The organism is Alteromonas sp. 14N.309.X.WAT.G.H12, assembly GCF_036697315.1.
Taxonomy (GTDB): Bacteria; Pseudomonadota; Gammaproteobacteria; order Enterobacterales; family Alteromonadaceae; genus Alteromonas.
Genome location: NZ_JBAHZB010000019.1, coordinates 1 through 22,524 on the forward strand (window position 1 = coordinate 1; position 22,524 = coordinate 22,524).

General features: G+C 46.2%; 20 protein-coding genes. 9 read left to right on the top strand and 11 right to left on the bottom strand.

The window, feature by feature from the left end:
* Positions 1-1,971: HWE histidine kinase domain-containing protein (locus V5298_RS07940; protein ID WP_332930927.1), on the bottom strand; the 1,971-nt coding region annotated here is incomplete at its 3' end.
* Between the two features lie 108 nt (positions 1,972-2,079).
* On the opposite strand from V5298_RS07940, the gene V5298_RS07945 reads away from it, so the two are divergent.
* The 3 genes from V5298_RS07945 to V5298_RS07955 all read left to right on the top strand — a co-directional run bounded on the left by V5298_RS07945 (position 2,080) and on the right by V5298_RS07955 (position 4,203).
* Entirely contained in the window at positions 2,080-2,676 is a 597-nt protein-coding gene (locus V5298_RS07945; RefSeq protein WP_332930928.1) for a hypothetical protein, read from the top strand.
* 61 nt (positions 2,677-2,737) lie between these two features.
* Positions 2,738-3,547 carry an exodeoxyribonuclease III gene (xthA, locus tag V5298_RS07950; RefSeq protein ID WP_332930929.1) on the top strand — a complete coding sequence of 270 codons (810 nt, stop codon included), beginning with the start codon at positions 2,738-2,740 and terminating at the stop codon, positions 3,545-3,547.
* A gap of 11 nt (positions 3,548-3,558) precedes the next feature.
* Positions 3,559-4,203 (top strand): energy-coupling factor ABC transporter permease, encoded by a 645-nt coding sequence (locus V5298_RS07955; protein ID WP_332930930.1) that lies wholly within the window; start codon positions 3,559-3,561, stop codon positions 4,201-4,203.
* Between the two features lie 61 nt (positions 4,204-4,264).
* Here the strand turns inward: V5298_RS07955 and V5298_RS07960 are convergent, their stop codons facing one another.
* On the bottom strand, positions 4,265-4,834 hold the full coding sequence (locus V5298_RS07960) for a phosphoribosyltransferase (protein WP_332930931.1): 570 nt from the start codon (positions 4,832-4,834) through the stop codon (positions 4,265-4,267).
* Between the two features lie 101 nt (positions 4,835-4,935).
* The gene (locus V5298_RS07965) at positions 4,936-6,132 is read right to left on the bottom strand and encodes a lipoprotein-releasing ABC transporter permease subunit (protein WP_332930932.1); all 1,197 of its coding nucleotides are present in this window, start codon (positions 6,130-6,132) and stop codon (positions 4,936-4,938) included.
* A 151-nt stretch (positions 6,133-6,283) separates the two neighbouring features.
* Between V5298_RS07965 and V5298_RS07970 the strand changes: the two genes are divergently transcribed.
* From V5298_RS07970 to ybaK, 4 genes are read left to right on the top strand one after another with little or no spacing between them, the layout of a single operon-like run.
* Positions 6,284-6,880, top strand: a complete 597-nt coding sequence (locus V5298_RS07970) for a PilZ domain-containing protein (RefSeq protein WP_332930933.1) — start codon at positions 6,284-6,286, stop codon at positions 6,878-6,880.
* 44 nt (positions 6,881-6,924) lie between these two features.
* Positions 6,925-10,416 carry a transcription-repair coupling factor gene (gene mfd, locus V5298_RS07975; RefSeq protein WP_332930934.1) on the top strand — a complete coding sequence of 1,164 codons (3,492 nt, stop codon included), beginning with the start codon at positions 6,925-6,927 and terminating at the stop codon, positions 10,414-10,416.
* 2 nt (positions 10,417-10,418) lie between these two features.
* Positions 10,419-11,783: a CsiV family protein gene (locus V5298_RS07980; RefSeq protein ID WP_332930935.1), complete on the top strand. Its 1,365-nt coding sequence runs from the start codon at positions 10,419-10,421 to the stop codon at positions 11,781-11,783.
* Between the two features lie 5 nt (positions 11,784-11,788).
* Entirely contained in the window at positions 11,789-12,253 is a 465-nt protein-coding gene (gene ybaK / locus V5298_RS07985; protein ID WP_332930936.1) for a Cys-tRNA(Pro) deacylase, read from the top strand.
* 6 nt (positions 12,254-12,259) lie between these two features.
* Here the strand turns inward: ybaK and V5298_RS07990 are convergent, their stop codons facing one another.
* The 4 genes from V5298_RS07990 to pheS form a co-directional block, all read right to left on the bottom strand.
* A complete protein-coding gene (locus V5298_RS07990; protein ID WP_332930937.1) occupies positions 12,260-12,811 on the bottom strand; it encodes a hypothetical protein in 552 nt (183 codons plus the stop codon).
* A 204-nt stretch (positions 12,812-13,015) separates the two neighbouring features.
* Entirely contained in the window at positions 13,016-13,315 is a 300-nt protein-coding gene (gene ihfA / locus V5298_RS07995; protein WP_070123303.1) for an integration host factor subunit alpha, read from the bottom strand.
* A gap of 3 nt (positions 13,316-13,318) precedes the next feature.
* Positions 13,319-15,706 (bottom strand): phenylalanine--tRNA ligase subunit beta, encoded by a 2,388-nt coding sequence (pheT, locus tag V5298_RS08000; RefSeq protein ID WP_332930938.1) that lies wholly within the window; start codon positions 15,704-15,706, stop codon positions 13,319-13,321.
* Between the two features lie 16 nt (positions 15,707-15,722).
* Positions 15,723-16,703 carry a phenylalanine--tRNA ligase subunit alpha gene (gene pheS, locus V5298_RS08005; RefSeq protein ID WP_332930963.1) on the bottom strand — a complete coding sequence of 327 codons (981 nt, stop codon included), beginning with the start codon at positions 16,701-16,703 and terminating at the stop codon, positions 15,723-15,725.
* 240 nt (positions 16,704-16,943) lie between these two features.
* Between pheS and V5298_RS08010 the strand changes: the two genes are divergently transcribed.
* On the top strand, positions 16,944-17,768 hold the full coding sequence (locus tag V5298_RS08010; protein WP_416351158.1) for a hypothetical protein: 825 nt from the start codon (positions 16,944-16,946) through the stop codon (positions 17,766-17,768).
* 157 nt (positions 17,769-17,925) lie between these two features.
* Here the strand turns inward: V5298_RS08010 and rplT are convergent, their stop codons facing one another.
* The 4 genes from rplT to thrS form a co-directional block, all read right to left on the bottom strand.
* Positions 17,926-18,282, bottom strand: a complete 357-nt coding sequence (rplT, locus tag V5298_RS08015) for a 50S ribosomal protein L20 (RefSeq protein ID WP_216026176.1) — start codon at positions 18,280-18,282, stop codon at positions 17,926-17,928.
* A gap of 18 nt (positions 18,283-18,300) precedes the next feature.
* A complete protein-coding gene (rpmI, locus tag V5298_RS08020; RefSeq protein ID WP_044056810.1) occupies positions 18,301-18,498 on the bottom strand; it encodes a 50S ribosomal protein L35 in 198 nt (65 codons plus the stop codon).
* Positions 18,499-18,613: 115 nt separating this feature from the next.
* Positions 18,614-19,153, bottom strand: a complete 540-nt coding sequence (gene infC / locus V5298_RS08025; protein WP_332930965.1) for a translation initiation factor IF-3 — start codon at positions 19,151-19,153, stop codon at positions 18,614-18,616.
* Between the two features lie 83 nt (positions 19,154-19,236).
* Positions 19,237-21,153 carry a threonine--tRNA ligase gene (gene thrS, locus V5298_RS08030; protein ID WP_332930939.1) on the bottom strand — a complete coding sequence of 639 codons (1,917 nt, stop codon included), beginning with the start codon at positions 21,151-21,153 and terminating at the stop codon, positions 19,237-19,239.
* 274 nt (positions 21,154-21,427) lie between these two features.
* Between thrS and V5298_RS08035 the strand changes: the two genes are divergently transcribed.
* On the top strand, positions 21,428-22,462 hold the full coding sequence (locus V5298_RS08035; protein WP_332930940.1) for a DUF3080 family protein: 1,035 nt from the start codon (positions 21,428-21,430) through the stop codon (positions 22,460-22,462).
* The last annotated feature ends 62 nt before the right edge of the window (positions 22,463-22,524 follow it).

A 22,524-nucleotide genomic window follows, 5' to 3' on the forward strand; every position in this document is an offset into this window, starting at 1 on the left:
AGGGCCGCCGGACTCTGCCCAGCGCATAATTAATTCACCCCGTTGATTTATTAGCCAACTTAGGCGCACGACCCCTTTACCTTTGCTATCTGATAATGCGCCATATTTAGCCGCATTGGTAAACATTTCATGAAACACCAGTACCAAGGGTGTGGCGGCAAAAGGAGAAAGCATGACCTCTTGGCCGTCTAGCTCAATATGATTGTAAGACGATACATAGGCCTGAATTTCCGTTTCCAGCATGGATTTCAAAGACACATGTGACCACTGTGATGCGGTAAGCTGATCATGGGCAGAGGCAAGAGCAAATAGTCTGCCTGTAAGCACGCCAATAAATTCACTCAGTGTTCTGCCTTGCGTTTCCGTTTGCGCAACAACCGCATTGACAAGATTGAGTATATTGCGAACACGGTGATTAAGTTCAGAGATTAAAATTTCGTGTTTTCGGGCAGCTTGTAAGCGAATGGACTCCCGCTCCTGCGCAAATCGAATCATCACTTCCAATAAGGTGACCCGCAGGGATTCGGCGTCATAACGTTCTTGCTCGTTCCAATGTTCACAACTATCGGCATGGGTTTGTTGCCACACTTCAAAACTGCTTCGGGGTAACAGTCGCATTTCATTGGGCGCTGGAGAAACGGCTTTTTGCGGATCCCCCGCCCAGTTAACAATTTGCGTTTGTGGTTGGCGAAAAAATAACAGGTAATCCCGGGGCGTTTTCGAGATGGGAATCGCCAATACGCCGGCCACTTTATGCAAATCAGTTTGATAATCGGGCAAAAATGTGGCCAATGTATCGATAAATGACGCTTCACTGGCCGATAAGGTATTTAACCGCCGGCATAAGATCTTTAACCATTCCTTATCCAGTGAAAGTCCATCGGTTCTGATATTTCCATCAATCATAACCGCTAAACCGTCACTTTTTATCAAATCTTTAAACATGCCAAACTGCTCAACAATACTGTCAAGCAACCCTGTGGAGGACGACATGGTGGAAATCATTTTATTGTGAACCTGGCGCGCTCGGGTACGCTCAATTTCACGTTCTTGCATCAACCGTGACGATAATTCCAAAGCGAAAATTTCGGCAAACAATTCCAGTTCCGTGCGCTGAAAATAAGACGGGACTTTGGCACTGTAGTGATGGCAGGCGAATAAGCCCCATAATTTGCCATTTACAATAATCGAAATAGACATGGAGGCTTTGACCCCCATATTCTGCAAATATTGGATGTGGACAGGAGAAACGGCCCGTAATGTGGAAAAGGACAGATCCACTTGATGATCAACGGCATTCGTTGGCGGTAAAATCGGTACCACCTGTGCGTCTACATCGCCAATCACCCGCAGTAAATTTTTTAAGTAAAGTTGTCGGGCTTGTTGCGGAATATCACTGGCCGGATAACGTAGCCCCAAATACGACGCCACATCATAATGTTTACTTTCTGCGATGACTTCCCCAGCACCATCTGGCAAAAAGCGGTATACCATCACTCTGTCATAGCCGGTGATCAACTGAATTTGTTGGGTAACCATTTTAATGAGGGCCTGACTATCGCTGGCACAATAAAACTGGGTCAATAAAGAGCGTACGAAATGGGTATCCTTAACCCGCTGGGTGTCAATTTCTTCGCATTCAACAATAATAAACTGACCATTATGATGCACGGATATATCCACATCCAACCCGGTTTCGGCAATCTTTTCATCAAAGATACGTTCGTTGCGCCCGGTGATCATGGCAGACTGCAATGCCGTGCGAATACTGTGAATTGTGTTGCTGTCGAACCAGGTTTTTAACGTACCGCCGATAACATCTTGGGCATCGTGTCCCAAATAATGGTTAACATTTTCTGAACAATAAGCCACCATCCAGTCAGCCCGTAAGGCGATAAAGCAACCAAAAGGCTGGATATTCCCCAACAAATGGATCGGTTCTCTGTCGCAGTTGGTAAGATCAACTGTCATTGGGGCCGTGTTTTTTTCGCTGTTGTCCATGTATCCAGGATTACCAATATTGTATGATGCAAAGATGCAATATAAATTCAACTTATAGAATAGCAGAACCACATATTGATGAATATGAATAACCTGTTTTCTTACCTGAAAGAAAATACTTACCAAGGGCATCGTGCGCTGGAAAGAAGCTATCCGTTTAATACCTATTTCAAAGCGGATAACTTTAATGCCGTCCACTACGCCAAGGGATTACAAACACTCGGTGCATTTCATCGATATTGTTTACCTTTTTGCGCCTCACTGTCACCGTCATTACGTGGGGAATTCGATCCCCAATTACCCATTCAATTGATTAATCAGGATTTAGCGGCCCTTTTGCCGGCCAATCAAGCTCCCATCCCATTTGCCATGCCCGCACAAAAGGTAACCTTTGCCCGCGCACTGGCTTGTACCTATGTAATTTTGGGTTCATCCATGGGCGGCAACGTCATACGCCGATGGTTAAAAAGCCACCACCCCAACATGCCCATGGATTATTATTCCGCCATGGCATCTTTAGGGGAAACATGGCCACAATGGCAACAAACGATTAATACTTACCTAACCACTAACCCGGTAAGCTATGATGACGTGGGAGAAATGGCAAAGGCCCTGTTTTTAGGTTTGCAAATGACAGGTGATGGCCTACGCGCCCGCGGTGATGCCACACGGTAAGTGTGCCATATTCGTCTATTTATTATTATCCCGTATAAACTTGAAGGAATTAGCCAAAACAATGAAAGTCGTTTCTTTTAATATTAATGGTATCCGAGCCCGACTACACCAACTTGCGGCGCTTATCGAAAAACATCAGCCTGATGTCATCGGACTGCAGGAAATCAAAGTTCATGACGAGCAATTTCCAGTGGAGGCTGTGGAAGCCATGGGCTACCACGTATTTTATCATGGTCAAAAAAGCCACTACGGAGTCGCCATGCTAACCAAGCAGGTGCCAAAATCCGTTCAGCGCGGCTTTCCCACCGACGAAGAAGACGCTCAGCGTAGAATGATAATGGTGGAATTGGAAAACAAAAACAAAGAATCCGTGCATATACTTAACGGCTATTTTCCTCAAGGTGAAAATGAAAAGCACGAAACCAAATACCCGGCTAAGCGGAAATTTTACGCCGATTTAATGAATCACCTTGCAACCGCGCTAAGCCCTGAAGAAAACGTCATCGTTATGGGTGATTTAAATATATCCCCGGAAGATATTGATATTGGTATTGGACCTGAAAACCAAAAACGATGGTTGCGTACCGGTAAATGTTCATTTTTGCCTGAAGAACGAACTTGGATCCAAAAGTTATATAATTGGGGCTTAACGGATAGCTTCCGGGCACAAAATCCGGATGTGGATGATAAATTCAGCTGGTTTGACTACCGTTCAAAAGGGTTTAACGATAACCGTGGACTGCGTATCGATCATATTCTGGGTACCGCCAAGGTACATAGCACACTGGTTGATACCGGCATTGATTACGAATTAAGAGGCATAGAGAAACCCTCTGATCACGCCCCTATTTGGGCCACTTACGATATTTAACAGGTAACAACGTGACCACACTCCAACTTATTTGCCTGCTTGTATACGGTGCACTGGTTTTGTACATCGGTAAACAAGTCCCCTGGTCATCCTTAGTGGCAGATAAGCAAAGACAACATATTATTTTCGGTTTTACCGCCTTGATGTTCTTTCTTTGGATTTTCAGGGTGGGCATTTTTACCGGACTGGATGTTCACTTTCTGTGGCTACCCGCGCTGACTCTCACCTTAGGGTTTCGTTGGGCGATCATTGCTGGGAGTGTGGCGTTATTGGGTACCACCCTTGTTCACCAGGATGCCTGGGCCATGTTGGGGGTAAATGGATTATTCGGTGTCATTACGCCCGTTGCAGTGTGCTATGCCATTTTTATGGCTGCCTTTCACAAAATACCAAGAAACCTTTTCGTGTATATTTTTGTTTGTGCCTTCTTCCCTGGCGCGTTAATCATCGCATTAAAGATGACATTACTTTCCGGTTATTATTTGGTCGCCGACCAATACAGCTGGAGTATTGTACGGGACAACTACCTGATACTTATTCCCTTGTTATTATTTCCTGAAGGCTTGTTAAACGGTATGACCATGACCTTACTGACCATTTATAAGCCCGATTGGATCTATACCTTTCATGACAAGTTTTATATCGATGGCAAGTAAGCATTGACAGGATTATCAGCGCCCTTGTGGAGTTTTTAAGGGCGCTACACACCATTAAAGATCAGTTATCGTTGTTAAACAATACGTCCATTACACCCGATAATTCCGTTTTACCGGCTCTGATTTCTTCTTCACTTAATCCCGCGATTTCGTGAGGAAAAACCAACCATTCATCACTGGTGTTAACATAATAATCCGGCACGATATCAGTTTTATTATTTTGCGGTTTGTACCAGGGACACGCGATACGGATATCTTTTGGCATATTTAGGCGCATAAGATGGCGGACTTGTTTAATCAGCGCATCCACACTACGCCCAGAATCAAACACATCATCAACGATAAGCAATTTGTCATCCGCATTGGCGTTTTCTACCAAATAATGCAGACCATGTACGCGAATTTCTTTCGCCTGTTGATTAATCCCGTAATAGGATGAGGTTCTTACCGCAATGTGATCTGTGGAGGTGTTTTTAAATTCAAAAAATTCTTGAACAGCAATACCAATGGGGGCACCACCGCGCCAGATACCGATGATAAAATCAGGCCTAAAACCATCTTCAAAAACCATTGCCGCCAGCCGAAAGGAATCTTCAAGGAGTGATTGAGAAGTAATAAAGTTTTTATTCATAACGTCTTTCCGGCCAAATATAAAGAGGCGGAAGTATAGTTAAAATTACACTTATTTGCACGTTATATTAACCATTTGGTCAGAGGGTTTAGGGTTTCTGTTTATTCATTTTGCAAGGCAGTGGCGGGTTGAACCTTCATCGCGCGCCTTGCTGGGTAAATGCTGGCTAACAAACATAAGCCCAAAGAAAACAAGGTTACAATGATGACCTGATGCCAGCGAAGATCCACGGGTATCCCCTGACCATCCACAGAAAGCGCCAAGTGAATATTCAGCATATCCAGCACCGTATTGAGCTGTGTGACAACAAGCACACCGAGGATTAATCCTATAGCCGCCCCTTTGATGCCATTAAACACACCGTTGAGTAAAAAGACGGTCATGATTTTGCGCTCATCCAACCCTTGTGTTTGTAAAATCGCAATATCGCCTTGTTTTTCGGTCACCACCATTACCAATGCAGAGACAATATTAAATGCGGCAACGGCGACAATAAGCAGCAGCATCATGAACATCATGTTCTTTTCCATTTTCACCGCATCAAACAAGGGACCCTGTCTGGCGCGCCAGTTATCCGTTGTAAACCCTTGTTCCGTTAACTGGTTTACCACCCCTTGGTAATCAAAGGCATCATCAAGGAATAGTCGCGTATAAGTAGGCGAATCGGCAGGACGGCGAAGCAAACGTTTGAGGTCATCAACATGCATAAAAATGACTTTATCATCCAGCTGAGAGCCCACGTTATAAAGTCCGGCAACTTCCACAAGGCGCTGACTTGGCATACGGCCAAAGGGCGTGTAGACACTGGCCCCTGCCAGCAATAAACGCAGTTTGTCACCGGGACGAATATCCAGCTGTGTGGACAACGCCCGTCCGATCATGATCCTGTACATACCGGGGGATAAATCCGAAAAGCCACCCACATAGGTGCTGTCGTCGACGATGCTTCCCACCATATCTTTCGGCTCAATGCCCTGAATTTGAATCCCTCTAAGGCCACTTCGGGCCTGCAATACGCCTTCTGATTCTAGAAAGGGGGTTACCCGTATCACGTTCGATAAGGTTGTTACATCCACATTTTCCGGTGCCGTGTGCACCACCACATGGGGAGAGATCCCCAGCACACGCTGTTTAAGTTGACCTTCAAATCCATTCATCACGGAAAGTACAATGATAAGCGCCATTAAGCCAAGGGCGATCCCGGCAACGGAAAAAAGATTAATAAAAGAAACAAAACTATTTTGTTTGCTTGCCGTTGAATATCGGTAAGCCAGAAAAGCCGAAACGGGTTGAAACATGTAAACTCGTTGCCTTGTGTTTCCGTATCAACAACACCGAAACACGGTGATGAGCGGGAAACAATCTGTGAATGATTAGCTGTCGTATTAGTAAAGTGGGTATACTACGTGTAAGCTTAACCACGTACAAGATTGATGTAACAGGAATTTGATGGATACACAGACCTTGGCCGAAAAACAGGCGCAATTCGACGAATTTTTCATGGTTGCCCACGACTTACCCATCAATATTATACCATTAGATGGAGCAACGCCCGTGCCTGATAGTCATGAGCTGGAAAATGCCATGCCTTATGCCTTTCGTATTGCCGGAGAGATGGCATCCATCGAGGCGCAGGCGTTACGCCCACTAAGACACTTAGGTGAACATGCCGCAGCGCTCACCGAATACTTAAATCATCAAGCCCGAAAAATTGACTTGATGATGTCCTATATTCTGCAACAGCAAGATGAAGAAACCCACCGTTTCACAAGCATCAAATTCGGCGGTGGCGGTGTGGTTGTTGCCTCTCCTACCCCCTTTGAAATTGGTTCAAACGCTGAGCTAAAGCTGTTTCTCTCTGAGGAAGCTGCGGCGGTTTATTGTTTTGGTGAAGTTATCGCTTGCCAGCAAGAAGAGGATGGTTACCATATAGCCTTTATTTTTCGTAGTATCAGAGAACAGGATCAGGAGCTACTTGTGCGCGCAAGCCTCCATGTGCAAACGCAACAACTACGAAAACGCGCACAAAACAAACAGGAAAAATAGTTTTTCGGTTATTTCCATCTACTGCTCATTAGTTTCAGGGTGACATGACAGCCACAATATATTCTCTACCGATGCCCAAGGCCAAAAAAACCGCCGGCACAAACGATCATCAGCAATGGGGCCAGTTACAAGGTAGCAGCCAAGCACTCACCATTGCGCAGGCCTATAAGCAACATGCGGGGCCTGTGGTGCTGGTTACCGCAGACACCCCCTCGGCAATGCGGTTGCAGCGGGAAATCATCTATTTCCTCGACAATGATGCCAAAGCGGTTACTTTGTTTCCTGACTGGGAAACACTGCCCTATGACATGTTTTCTCCCCATCAGGATATCGTGTCTCAGCGCATGGAAACCCTGTATCGCATGGCCAACGAGCGCCAGGGCATTTTTATTGTCCCTATCAACACCCTGATGCAACGCCTTGCGCCAGTAGATTACCTTAACAAGTATCTGCTTATGTTGCATAAAGGCGAGCACTTAGACAGAGACCAATTTCGACGCAACTTAGAAAAAGCGGGTTACCTTCACGTAAACCAAGTGATGAGTCACAGTGAATTTTCCATTCGTGGCTCCATCATTGACCTGTACCCCATGGGCAGTCATAAGCCCTTTCGTATCGATTTATTTGATGATGAAATCGATTCTATTCGTTATTTCGATACCGAAAGTCAGCGCTCCGCCGACAACGTGGATAGCATTCGATTGTTACCTGCCAGAGAATTTCCCACCGACAAAACGGCACTGCAACTTTTCCGCCAGCAATATTTGGAAAGATTCGATGTTAACAATGCCGAGGAATCCGTTTTAACTCAGGTGTCAAAAGGGACCATGCCAGGCGGCATTGAATACTATTTACCGCTGTTTTTTACCCACACGGCCACCCTGTTTGATTATTTTCATCGTGATACCTTGCTCCTGCTCCACGGTGACGTAAAAGACGCCTGCGATTTTTTCTGGGCCGATGTTTCGGAGCGTTACGAACAACGACGGTATGATGTGAGTCGTCCTTTGCTCGCGCCTGACGCCCTCTTTCTACCGGTAAATACCCTATTTGAAGCAATAAAACACTGGCCTCGGGTATCCTTATCTTCCTATCCCCTTGAAGAAAAGCCGGGGCGCACAAATTTAGGCTGTGACGCATTAAAAGATATTGGCTTTAATCCGCAGAAAAAAGAACCGGCAAGTGCCCTACTTCAGCGCTTAAAAGAAGCACGAAATAGCGGTAGTCGGGTGCTGTTTTGTGCCGAATCCCAAGGGCGTCGAGAAAACCTCTTGGAAGTGCTCAAAAAAGCCAAAGTTACGCCCCAAGCGGTTTCCAGTTTTAGCGAATTTATTGCCTGTGATATCCCCATCGGTATCACCATTGGCATGGTTGAGAACAGCTTTTTTTGGCAACGCCCCCAAGGCGGCATTCTGTTTATCACCGAAACCGAGTTGCTGGGTCACAAAATCAGTCAGCGTCGACTCAGAGATAAACGCCTTGCCACTGACGAAAGTGCCATTATACGAAATCTGGCCGAGTTATCAGTGGGTCAGCCAGTGGTCCATTTAGAGCATGGCGTTGGCCGTTACCTTGGTTTACAAACCCTCGATGCCGGTGGCGTATTGACCGAGTATTTATGTATTGAGTATGCCAAACAATCTAAGCTCTATGTACCAGTGGCATCCTTGCATCTTATTTCCCGCTATACCGGCGGCGATGTGGATCATGCACCGTTACATGCCTTAGGTTCTGATGTATGGACAAAAGCCAAACAAAAAGCGGCGGCAAAAGTACGGGATGTGGCCGCGGAATTACTGAATGTCTATGCGCAACGGGCCGCCAAACCGGGTTTTGCCTACCCCATTAACTGGGAAGAATATCAGTCCTTTTCCGACAGTTTTCCCTTTGAAGAAACACCGGACCAAATTCAGGCCATTAATGCTGTTGTGCACGATATGGGCTCGCCACAAGCCATGGATAGGCTGGTCTGTGGTGACGTGGGCTTTGGTAAAACCGAAGTGGCCATGCGCGCCGCATTTTTAGCAGCTAACCACGGTAAGCAAGTAGCCATTTTAGTGCCCACCACCCTGCTTGCCCAGCAACATTATGAAAACTTCAAAGACCGTTTTGCCAACTGGCCTTTTAACATTCAGGTCATGAGCCGCTTTGTAAATGGGAAAGCCCAAAAACAAACCCTTGATGGCATCACCGACGGTACCGTGGATATTGTGGTAGGCACCCACAAGCTGCTTAGCAGCGATGTGAAATTCAACGATCTAGGGTTGGTGATCATCGATGAAGAACACCGCTTTGGTGTGCGGCAAAAAGAGAAATTTAAGTCCCTGCGTGCTGATGTGGACATCCTTACTCTTACCGCAACACCCATACCTCGTACACTGAATATGGCGTTGTCGGGTATGCGGGATTTATCCATAATCGCCACGCCTCCTGCCCGTCGATTATCCATTAAAACCTTTGTGCAAAAACGGGATAAAGCCATTATTCGTGAAGCCGTGATGCGGGAAATACTGCGGGGAGGACAAGTCTATTTCCTCCACAACGAAGTGGATACCATTGAGAAAACCGCCGAAGAAATCAGTGAAATTGTGCCAGAAGCACGTATTGCCATTGGTCATGGACAAATGCGCGAACGGGAACTGGAATCGGTGATGAGTGACTTTTATCATCAGCGATACAATGTACTGGTGTGTACTACCATTATTGAAACCGGTATTGATGTGCCCACGGCCAACACGATTATTATGGATCGCGCTGATCACCTTGGACTTGCGCAAATGCACCAATTACGTGGGCGTGTGGGACGCTCTCATCATCAGGCCTATGCCTATTTACTGACGCCACACCCTAAACGCATGACCAAAGATGCCGTTAAGCGCCTTGAGGCCATCGCCAATTTAGAAGATCTCGGTGCGGGCTTTGCCCTTGCTACCCATGACTTGGAGATCCGGGGTGCTGGTGAATTACTCGGCGATGATCAATCAGGTCAAATCGCCAGCATCGGATTTAGTTTATATATGGATATGTTAGATCAGGCCGTTAACGCCCTTAAAGAAGGACGGGAGCCAAGCTTAGAAGATGCCACCGCCAATCAAACAGAAATTGAATTACGCATTCCGGCTTTACTTCCTGACGATTATATCGCCGATGTAAACCAGCGTTTGTCTTTGTATAAACAGCTCGCAAGCTGCGATTCCAAAGACGCCATCGATGAGTTTCAGGTAGAATGTATAGACCGCTTTGGCCTGTTACCACTACCCGCTAAACAACTCATTAAAGTCACCGAACTTAAACTGCTGGCAAAAACCTTAGGCATCGCCAAAATAGATGTAACGAGTGCGGGTGGCACCATTGAATTCAGAGAAAACACCCCTGTTGATCCTGGATTTATCATCCAACTGGTTCAAACCCAATCCAAAACCTTTAGATTTGAAGGCAGCCAAAAACTTCGGGTACTACAAAAAACCCAAAGCGCCAAAGAACGTCTCGATATGGTTGAGAAAATACTCAATGAATTTTCCAGGGAGATCAGGTAAACATGAAATACGTTACCGTGACCGCTTATCTTTTATTATTGTTCACATGTGCCCCAGTGCACGCCGACGACGATTGGTGGTTTGACGTTGAGGTGATCCTTTTTGACCGTAATTTGAGTATTGACGATCTCAACGAAAAGTTTGAAGAACAAGGCTCCCTTGCCCCCACAGTGGCTTCCATGGATCTTATCGACAATTATTTAAGACCAGACATTAGTGCACTAAAACAAGGCCTGCCGCGATGTGATGCGCCCCCGACACCACTATGGATACCTAAACCTTCTCTTGAGCAAATTCTCGCAACCCATACAAGATGGCAAGCAGAACAAGGTTTTGTTGCAGATGCAGCCCAACCCAGTACTGACAAATTAAATGAGGATCCCTCCTTGCCCGCGGCTTCTGCGGCGAAAACCGTCGATCAAATGGATCTAGCCCAACGCCTTGGGCCACCAACAGATGATAAGCAAACCACCCCTCCGGTCACAGCTGAAGCTATCGCCGGTTACTGGGTGGCATTTTCTGGTATTAACGACTATGCCCCGGTTTCAGTGCCGGATTTTCATTATTGTGAGCAACCCCAACCTTGGCTAACCTACGAACAAGGCCAGTGGCAAACCCATTTTCCTGACAACACATTACCTGCGCCGGAAAATGTACCTGAATTTTTAGAAGGCCGGGACTGGCCTCGCTCACCTGTTGCGCATTTGCTCCCCTATGACAAACTGGAACTCACCGACCTGTCTCGACAAATTCGTCAAACCCGCGGACTCAAGCGTCTTCTTCATGTGGCATGGCGCCAGCCGGTAAAGTTTGGCCAAGATAATGCCGAAGCGGTAAGACTCATTGCTGGCAATAATTATGGAACAGAGTTTGATATCTCAGGTAAACCCATTGGCGAAGAAGAACCCACAGCCGAGATTGTCACCCCGGATAACGACGTCCACAGCATCACGAATGATGACTTTTTTACTCAGCTAAATACCGTCTTGAACCAAGGAGATCCCATTCCATTTAGTGAAATGATGGCCCTCAATCAGCCCGAATCTATTATGCAGCCGGGCAGCCTGGCGGGCGCGAAAGAAGGCAATAATCTGGCGATATGGCAACTGGACGGGTATTTGAAAGTCTATTTAAAATACATCAACAGGGTGCCTTATTTGCACATAGACAGCGAAATACAGTACCGTCAGCCCATCGTCGATAAAGAACAGAGCGCTGATGGCTCTGAGGTGCCGGTGTTGCAATTAACGTCAGTCCCCTTTCATCAAGTTCGGCGGGTGATCAGTAAACAGGTTCACTACTTTGACCATCCGTTGTTTGGTATGGTGGTAGAAATCCGTCGTTACAAACGTCCACAGGGTGATTAGACACCATGACGCCAGCCATAACATTACTGAAAAAGCGTAAGATTGCCCATCAGGTTTTAAAATATACCCATGAGGTCGATGCGCCCTCTTATGGGCTAGAAGCCAGTGAAAAACTCAGCCTTGATGCTAACACCGTATTTAAAACCCTCATCGTAGAGCTGGACAGCAAAGAATTGGTGGTGGGGTTAGTGCCGGTAAACAATAAGCTTAATATTAAAGCGCTGGCAAAAGCCGCAGGGGTTAAAAAAGCGGCGATGGCCAGCCCTGAGCGCGTGGAACGATCCAGTGGCTATATTCTGGGCGGAGTCAGCCCATTAGGACAGAAAAAAGCCTTACGCACCTTCATTGATGAATCGGCGAGCTCGCTGCCGGCCATGCATGTGAGTGCTGGCCGACGGGGATTGGAAATAAAAATAGCGCCAACCGATTTACAACAACTCACCCGCGCCCAATTTGTGACCTTGGTGTAGTTATTCCTACTGCGCCTCTAAAGTTTGATAACGTTGTTGCCACAATGCTCTGGCAGCGGACAAATCCTCTTCGTCTGGCGTCTGACCGTTCGATAGCGTTAAGGCAATTTGTTCAATAATTTGATCACGTTTTTTAAGTAGCGTCTCGGCTCTGTCAAACAGATCTTTGGCTTCAGGGTAACGCTGCTTTATGCCATCAATGCCTTCTAAGGCATAATACGCCTGCTCAAATTCTTCATTAAATAATTGGCGTTTGGCATTAAAAATGACATAGTTTTTCGCCTGAGATGATCTTAGGTAGTCCAAATCACTGTCGGGCAGCCCCACTTGCTCGGCCACATCTTCCGCTTTTTCCAACCAGTCGCTAATGGCTTGGTCGTTATCTTGTTTAACCGCTTCTTTGATACCATTTTCAAGATCAGTAGCATGTAGAATATCCATCACCGTAAATGGCACCACGGCCTCTTCTTCGTGATGCGAAGAAATATAGGAAAGATAAATAAGATAGCCACCCACTAGACACACTAACGAGGTCAGGATGATTCCCGCTTTTTTCATTACAGCTCCGTAAAAACCCAAGAAATGAACACGATACGATAAGTGACAGACCCGACATTTGCAAATATGTCAGGGCATGAACAGACAAGCACACTGCTTTTTCAGGCAGGCAGAATAGACAAAAAGGCAACACACAAAGGGCATTGCCTTTTTTGATACCAAACAGACAGATTAGCTATTTTCCGGCGATAAAGGGCCGAAAAATTATTCTGTTGGTGGTTTAGAGTTCTCGACTCTACTTTTCAATTTTTGCCCGGGACGGAAGGTGACCACGCGCCGAGCTTTAATCGGTATATCTTCACCCGTTTTAGGATTTCGCCCCGGTCGTTCGTTTTTATCACGCAGGTCAAAATTACCAAAACCGGACAACTTCACTTGTTCACCGGATTCTAATGCTTCTTTAATTTCTTCAAAGAAAGCTTCTACCAAATCCTTAGCATCTTTTTTATTAATACCCAGTTTTTCGAATAAGTGTTCAGCCATTTCGGCTTTGGTCAATGCCATAATCTACTCTCTTAACGCTGCCCCAAACTCACGTTCCAACCCTTTAACAACGGTATCCACTGCTTGTTGAATTTCAGCTTCTTCCAATGTTTTCTCGGGATCCTGTAGTACAAGTGACAGTGCTAGGCTCTTAAAGCCTGGTTCCACACCTTTTCCTTTGTACACATCGAACAAGTTTAGTGCAACTAGTTGATTTACGCCAATTTTTTCGATAAAAGAAATAATTGAGCCCACAGACAACTCTTCTTTAACTGTTATCGCTATATCTCGGCGGTTCGCCGGGAACTTGGAAACAGCACAAGCTTCAGGCAAATTACGAGAAGAAATTGCTTTAAGATCAAGCTCAAAGACAAAAACTCGCCCATTAACACCCAATTGCTTATTAAACTGAGGATGAACCGCGCCCACATAACCGATGGTATTGTTATGTAAACGAACTTCTGCTGCCATCCCAGGATGAAGCGCTGAGTGTGACGTTGCAACAAATTCTACCGACTGTTCAGATGCAGTTAAAGCAAGTATAGCCTCAACATCTCCTTTAATATCAAAGAAGTCAACATTATTATCTTCGGTTAACCAACTTTCTTCATCCCGTTTACCGGCAATCACGCCTGCAATCACAGATTCTTGGCGAACGCCATTAGGCGAATCGCTGTCGGGAATAAAGCGTAAACCCGTTTCATACAAGCGTACCCGGCTTTGTTGACGCTTCTGGTTATGAGCCGTTGCACCAAGTAATCCCGGCCATAAACTGACTCGCATCACCGACATATCCGCAGAAATAGGATGCGGTAAGGTCATGCTCGCCTGCTCAGGAAATAATGCCCCTTGAATTTTAGGATCCACAAAGGAATAGGTAATGGCTTCAACATAGCCTTTGGCATTCAACGCATGCTTAAAGGTGCCAACAGGAATACAACTTTCCTGACTCTCTAACATGGTCAGGCGACCTTTTGGTGCTTCGTTGGGGATATTGTTGTAACCATATACCCGTGCCACTTCCTCGATGAGATCTTCTTCAATGGCAATATCAAAGCGGTAACTCGGTACCTTGGCGGTCCAGGTATCATCGCTTTCGGACACGTCTAGTCCAAGGCGGGTAAGTATATCCCGAACCTTGGCCGGATCAATATCAATACCCAGTACACGTTGTAACCGACTTCTTCGCAAGGTTACTGTAGTCGCTGAAGGTAATGCTTCGTCATCCACCGCTTCGACCACAGGACCGGGTTGTCCGCCACAAATTTCAAGGATCAATGCCGTCGCCCGCGCCATGGCTTTATGCTGCAGATTAGGATCTACGCCCCGCTCATAGCGATGAGAAGCGTCGGTATGCAAGCCATACTGACGTGCCCGTCCTTGGATCGCATCGCGACTAAAAAACGCGCTTTCCAGTAAAATATGTTGCGTATCTGTGGTCACGCCCGAATGTAAACCACCAAAAATCCCCGCCATTGCCAGTGCTTTGCTGTCATCGGCAATCACCAGGGTATTGTCTTTTAATGACACGGTGGATTCATCTAATAAGGTTAATGATTCACCTTCATGGGCTAAACGAACGTTAATTCCACCGTCAATGGAGTCTAAATTAAAGGCGTGGAGAGGCTGTCCTAGCTCTAACAGCACATAATTTGTGATATCCACCACAGGATCAATGGAACGGACTCCACAGCGACGTAGCTTTTCTTTTAACCACAATGGCGATGGCGCTTTGACGTTTACATTACAGATAACGCGACCAAGATAACGGGGACAGGCATCCGGCGCATGTAAAGTAATCGCCAGCTTATCATCGATGGTTGCTGCCACCTCTGCCACTTGCGGTTCAGTCACATCGGTACTGTTTAACACCCCCACTTCACGAGCAAGACCGCGGATGCCAAGGCAATCGGCGCGGTTAGGTGTTAAATCGACCTCAATAATATTGTCATCTAAGTCTAGATATTGACGAATATCGGTTCCGATGGGCGCATCTTGGGGTAATTCGATAATACCGCTATGATCTTCGCCCATGCCGAGCTCTGAAAAACTACACAGCATGCCGAAGGAAGGTTCGCCACGGAGTTTGGCTTTTTTAATTTTAAAATTACCGGGTAAAACGGCACCCACTTTGGCCACCGCCACCTTGAGGCCTTTACGGCAATTCGGTGCTCCACAAACGATATCAAGTGGTTCGTCGTCGCCCACATTGATTTTCGTTACCCGTAATTTGTCGGCATTAGGATGTTGTTCACACGCCACAACCTCACCAATTACCACACCGGTAAATTCTGCTGCTACAGGCTCAACACCATCCACTTCCAATCCGGCCATGCTCAACTGTTCAGACAGCGCATCGGTGGAAATTTGCGGGTTAACCCATTCTCTTAACCATTTTTCACTGAATTTCATTGTTGCGTTGCCTGCCTTAGTTAAACTGCTTTAAGAAACGAAGGTCGTTTTCAAAAAATGCGCGTAGATCCGTAACGCCGTAGCGCAACATGGTAAGACGCTCTACGCCCATACCAAAGGCAAAGCCAGTAAATTCTTCAGGATCTATGTTAACCGCTTTAAGTACATTGGGATGCACCATGCCGCAACCTAACACTTCCAACCACTTCCCATCTTTGCGTTTTACATCTACTTCAGCAGAGGGTTCAGTAAAGGGGAAATAAGAGGGACGAAAACGGACTTCTAAAGACTCTTCAAAAAAATGCTCAAGGAAATCGTGAAGTATGCCTTTAAGTTCACTAAAGCTGACATTTCGATCAACCATTAACCCTTCGACCTGATGAAACATGGGGGTGTGGGTTTGGTCGTAGTCATTACGATAAACCCGCCCTGGCGAAATTATACGCAAAGGCGGCTTTTCCACTTCCATGGTGCGAATTTGCACGCCCGAGGTCTGGGTACGTAGCATCACATCAGGGTTAAAGTAGAAGGTATCATGATCAGCACGAGCCGGATGATTTGCCGGTATGTTTAACGCATCGAAGTTGTGAAAACTGTCTTCCACTTCAGGACCGGTTTTAGAAACAAAACCAAGCTGGCCGAAGAACTGTTCAATGCGATGAATTGTGCGGGTAACCGGATGCAAATTGCCTGGTAATTCCCCTCGCCCGGGCAAAGAGACATCAACGGCTTCTTCTGCGAGCTTGGCGTTAAGTTCTGCAGCACGTAGCGCATCCCCTTTGGCACCGATAAGCTGCTGAATTTGCTGCTTCGCCTGATTAATCTTCTGGCCCGCTGCAGGACGTTCCTCTGCAGACAGCTTTCCTAACCCTTTTAATAAGTCGGTTAGCCTGCCCTTCTTACCCATGAATTCTACTCTGACCTGGTCGAGAGTCGCTACATCTTGTGCAGCGTCAATCTGGCCCTTGGCCTGATTGATAATAGCGTCAAGCTCCATGTTTTCCTCAATTGACATGATGACTGCATGGCCAGCAAGATAACAACCACATTTATTCCCGCTGGCTAGCCTGAAATAAAGGCGATAGTTTACACGACTGACCGCAATGAGGGCTACCTTATATCCCTGATATTGACCTATTTTCTTCTACTTTTTAGCTAATTTTTAATCTTGTTGCCATCTTACGGCTCCTATGTCATTTTTCTATCCATCTTGCCGCGTTAAAAAAGGCCCCTTGTTATGCGCAACGTTACGATCCTTTTGTTCGTCATCATGCCCATTTCCTGCGCAGTGAGTTTACCTGCGAAAAAATGGTTAGCTATCGACACCTTCGAACAAGCCCCATTGCAGGGTTGGTATCAAGAAGATCCCCAAAACCACACCCAGCCTTTTGTTCCCCACCCCCAAATTACCCAATTGGTGCGTCAGGACAACAATCAAGTTTTACTAAAAAAGCCCGCGAAAGACGGCGTGGTGGGCAACCGTAAAGCCTTAACGTTTAAAGCCCTTCCCCAGGCAGTCAAGGTGGGTGAAACCGCCACATTCTATACACGAATCCAGGTTGAGGCCTTTCCCAATAACCATGCTTTTGGGTTAGCGAACCTCACGCCAGAAGAAATCATCAAGCAAGGCTATGATGCCTTTGAAGCGACACTGCGCATCACCGATAAAAGTGAATCTGATGGGTATAAAAATGATGGCACCTTGATGGTGAAGGTAGACAGTGACAATAAATACCGGCAGTACGCAAAAGTCATAAATCCCCACACAGGTGATGTGGCTGCCCCCCTCACGGTGGGGATCTGGTATGAGATATGGTATGTGGTAAATAATGCGCCGGCCGCTCAGGGTGGGCAGGTGTATGATGTTTTCATTAAAGGGGGGGAATTTCCCCAGCAAACACAAGTCTATCATCACGCTGATTTTAGGATGAAACGGGCACGGCCGCTGATGTATTTTCTGGCAAACTGCAATACGGGGCCAGCAGATAAACCCTACGGTAACGGCGGACTCTTCTATGACGATATATTTATGAGCGATGGCATAAATTTAACCACACCATAGAAATATTCCATACTATGGAAGGGATGCTCAACTGCCGTTGAATGGGGCAATAAGATGTTTTAGAAGGAATAAGGGTTTTATGCTCTGTTAGAACGAAAAACGGCGAGCATCCTGCTCGCCGTTTCCCGAAAGAACTTAAACTTAATTTGTTAAAAAATTAAGCTAATGCGCCTTTAGCCGCGTCGACTAATGCGCTGAATGCTACCTTGTCATGTACTGCGATGTCGGCAAGGATCTTACGATCAATTTCAACAGACGCTTTCTTCAGACCGTTAATAAAACGGCTGTAAGACATGCCATTTTGACGCGCAGCAGCATTAATACGTGCAATCCATAATTGACGGAATTGACGCTTACGCTGACGACGGTCACGATATGCATATTGACCAGCTTTTGTTACGGCTTGTACCGCTACGCGATAAACACGTGAGCGAGCACCGTAATAACCTTTTGCCTGCTTGAGGACTTTTTTGTGACGAGCACGTGCGATTGTGCCGCGTTTTACTCTAGCCATTAATCAGTCTCCTAAGTCTTAAACGTATGGCAACATGCGCTGAACCAATTTGGTGTCAGAATCATGAACCAGTTTTTTGCCACGTAAGTGACGTTTACGCTTAGTACTCTTCTTCGTCAAAATGTGACGTAAGTGAGACTGCTTGCTTTTAAAGCGGCCAGAACCCGTTTTCTTAAAACGTTTGGCGGCACCGCTTACAGTTTTCATTTTAGGCATTGCTAAAACTCCGCATTGTTTAATATCGACGTTCAGTGTGCAGCACTGTTCATCGGCTAATGTTTGCAGCAGGGTGTTTCAAAGGTGCAGATTCTTTGAAAACTTTAGACCACTACTACCTCTTGATTGGGGCAAGCACCATGATCATCTGGCGGCCTTCCACACGGCGTGGAAAAGACTCACACGTGGCAATGTCTTCTAATTCCGTTTTAACACGGTTTAGTAATTCAATACCGATCTCTTGGTGGGCCATTTCACGTCCGCGAAAACGGATGGTTACTTTGGCCTTATCCCCACTTTCTAGAAAGCGACGCAGGTTGCGCAGTTTTACCTGGTAATCGCCTTCATCAGTGCCAGGGCGAAATTTAATCTCCTTGACCTGAATTTGCTTTTGCTTTTTCTTTTGCTCTTTTTGAGCTTTACTTTTTTCAAAGAGGAACTTGCCGTAGTCCATCACTTTACAGACCGGCGGCTCAGCATTAGGACTAATTTCTACCAGATCGAGACTTGCTTCTGCTGCTGTCTGCATTGCCTCCGCTAGGGAAACGATACCAACCTGCTCACCTTCTTTGCCGATAAGACGTACTTCGCGAGCACGGATTTCATCATTAATGCGGGCTTTGTCGCCCTGAGCCTTATTATTAGCGCCTTTAATGTGCTATTCCTCCAAAAATTAATAACGAACACCTGCCTGTTTCTCATGCAGACAGGTATTAGAATAAGTTGCTGAGTATACCACTACTTGATGGTTTTCTCTGCAATTTCCTTTTGCGCTAGTTCAATAAATGCATCTAAAGACATTGAGCCAAGGTCTTCACCTCGGCGAGAACGTACTGCCACTTGGCCAGATTCAACTTCTTTATCGCCACAAACTAACATATAAGGGACACGCTTTAACGTGTGCTCGCGGATTTTAAAGCCTATCTTCTCATTTCTCAAGTCAGACTTTGCTCTAAATCCACTTTTTTGCAATTTTTTAACAGTTTGACTGACATAATCGGCCTGATTATCGGTGATATTCATCACCACAACCTGTTGAGGTGCCAACCAAAGGGGGAAGAAGCCTGCAAACTCTTCAGTCAAGATGCCAATAAAGCGCTCAATGGACCCTAATATGGCGCGGTGAATCATCACCGGAACTTTACGTTCACCGTCTTCGGCCACATAAGTAGAGCCTAAGCGTCCAGGCATAGAGAAATCGAGCTGCACCGTGCCGCATTGCCATGCACGATCCAAACAGTCATGTAAGGTAAATTCGATTTTCGGGCCGTAGAACGCCCCTTCACCCGGTAAATACTGAAAATCAATATTTTTACTTTCCAGCGCGTCGGCCAAAGCTTTTTCAGCTTTGTCCCAAATTTCGTCGCTACCTACCCGTTTTTCTGGGCGAGTGGAAAGTTTCACCACGATTTTTTCAAAACCAAAGGTATTGTATGCATCGTATACCATGTCGATACAACTACCCACTTCGTCGAGTATTTGTTCTTCAGTACAAAACACGTGTGCATCGTCTTGGGTAAATCCACGTACGCGCATTAAGCCGTGTAAGCCGCCTGACGGTTCATTACGGTGACAACAACCAAACTCCGCCATACGTAACGGAAGGTCACGGTATGACTTTAAGCCTTGGTTAAATATCTGAACGTGACCAGGGCAGTTCATGGGTTTAATCGCATATTCACGTTTTTCTGATTCCGTAGTGAACATGGCATCGCCAAATTTATCCCAGTGACCGGATTTTTCCCACAACGAGCGGTCCATCATTAATGGCCCTTTTACTTCGCCGTAATCGTACTCACGCAATTTGCCACGGATAAACTTTTCTAATTCTGTGTAGATAGACCAACCATCGTTGTGCCAAAACACCATACCCGGCGCTTCGTCTTGGAAGTGGAACAAATCTAACGCTTTACCGATTTTACGGTGATCCCGTTTTTCGGCTTCTTCTAAACGTTGTAAATACGCTTTTAACTGCTTTTTGTCTGCCCATGCAGTGCCGTAAATACGTTGCAGCATTTTATTGTCGCTGTTCCCACGCCAATAAGCACCCGCCACCTTCATCAGTTTGAAGTGATGACAGAACTTCATATTTGGGACGTGTGGTCCCCGGCACATATCAATATATTCTTCGTGATGATATAAACCTGGCTGAGAGTCTTTAGGAATATTCTCATCCAGAATTTCCATTTTGTATGTTTCGCCTCGGGCCTCAAAGGTATCCCGGGCCTCTTGCCAACTGACTTTTTTCTTCACCACACCGTAATTGGTCTTCGCCAGCTCCAGCATGCGCTTTTCCAGCTTCTGCAAATCTTCCTGAGTAAGACTGTGCTCCATATCCACATCGTAGTAAAAGCCGTTGTCGATAACCGGTCCAATGGCCATTTTTGCATCAGGCCAAAGTTGTTTGATAGCATGCCCAATTAAGTGAGCACAGCTATGACGGATAATCTCCAGCCCATCGGTGTCTTTGGCGGTGATGATTTGTAACGATGCATCTCGTTCAATGGGATCACAGGCATCTACCAACTCTCCGTTCACGCGACCGGCGATGGTGGCTTTTGCTAAACCCGGGCCGATATCAGCGGCGACATCAAGAACAGAAACGGCAGAATCGAAAGCACGTTGGCTTCCGTCAGGAAGGGTAATTACAGGCATGAATTGTCCTTACAGTGGTGACGCCTACTCTGCGCCACTTGCGATAAAATGTTAAATTCAACCCCATCAGGTTGAGCTAAATAAATACAGATGCCTACTTGCACCTGTTAAAGAACAGCGATTATAACGGCTTACGCTCAGTGTGCAACGCTCTATTAGCAGATGGGTATAATATAATACAAACCAGCTGGGTTAAATTAAACAGGTAAGGCATGGTTGCGTGGAACCTTTACAGCACTTTTCTTTGTTACGGTCAATTGTGGCAAAGACCCCGATGATGCTAGTCAGATTGTTTTTGTTTGCCATTCTAGTAGGTTTGGGCGGCTGTATTTTTTCATCCACACTTGATGACGATGTACACGAATACGCAAATCGGTTGTCCCGGGTGCTTGATACGCCCTTGTCTCTTCCCTCACCACCCCCTCCGAGACCTTATCCCCCGCGGGAAGACCTGATTAATCGCCTCGATAGCATTAGCATTGATCTTACCGATTTCTATGCCCTGCGTCCGTGCCAACTATCCACCCTGGTGGCAGAACGAAATACGGGATTAGGTAAACTTCAGCAAGAAGCCGCCCGCTGGGCCTATGAAACCAACGTGCTGGTAGCACTAAACACGTGCGCTAAACAGCTTGCTAAGGACAATCCGGATTTGGCAGCACAAATAGGAAAATGGCATCAACAAAAGTTAAGTCAACGTCATGGATTATGGGCTAACCTTATGCAACTTAGTGAGGAAACTCGCCATGGGTTTTCCCAAAGCCCCCACCTGTTAGCGGCGCAAAATAATCAGGATGCCACTGCCAGCATCACCGCCTTGTCCTATTTATCCGCGTTACCTGATGCGCCACTGCCCGCCGATAACGAAAAATTCCCGCTGGCAACGTTAAATGAGCAACTAAAAATTATTTCTTCAGCCCGGCTACCCGCTAAACTATGGCGAACCCAACGTTTGCTGACACAAACCCTAACCTCATTAACCCACCAACTTCGCGGTCCCCTCGCCGCACTCTCTTGTCCGGATGGCCACCCCTCTGAACAGGCGGAAATTGTAAGAAATGTGTTCTATCTTTTTTTTATTGAAAAGATCCAACCGGTGGCCAGCGTCCTCAATCAGTATCATTACCAACTTGAACCTGTATGGGACACCTTGTTGTCTTCCCCTTATCTTGCGCCCAAATTTAAAGCCTACCTTAAAGTGAATACCCAAGAGGATTTTGCCGCCTATCAGCAGGCCATCAATGCCCATATTACCCTATGGCAACACACCTTAAAGCGCTGCAATCTATCACCGAAAAAAAGCGAATAATTGCGCCTACCCCTAGCAGAAAGTTGGCAGATGGGTAGAATTCCTTTACCTTTGTGTCAGGA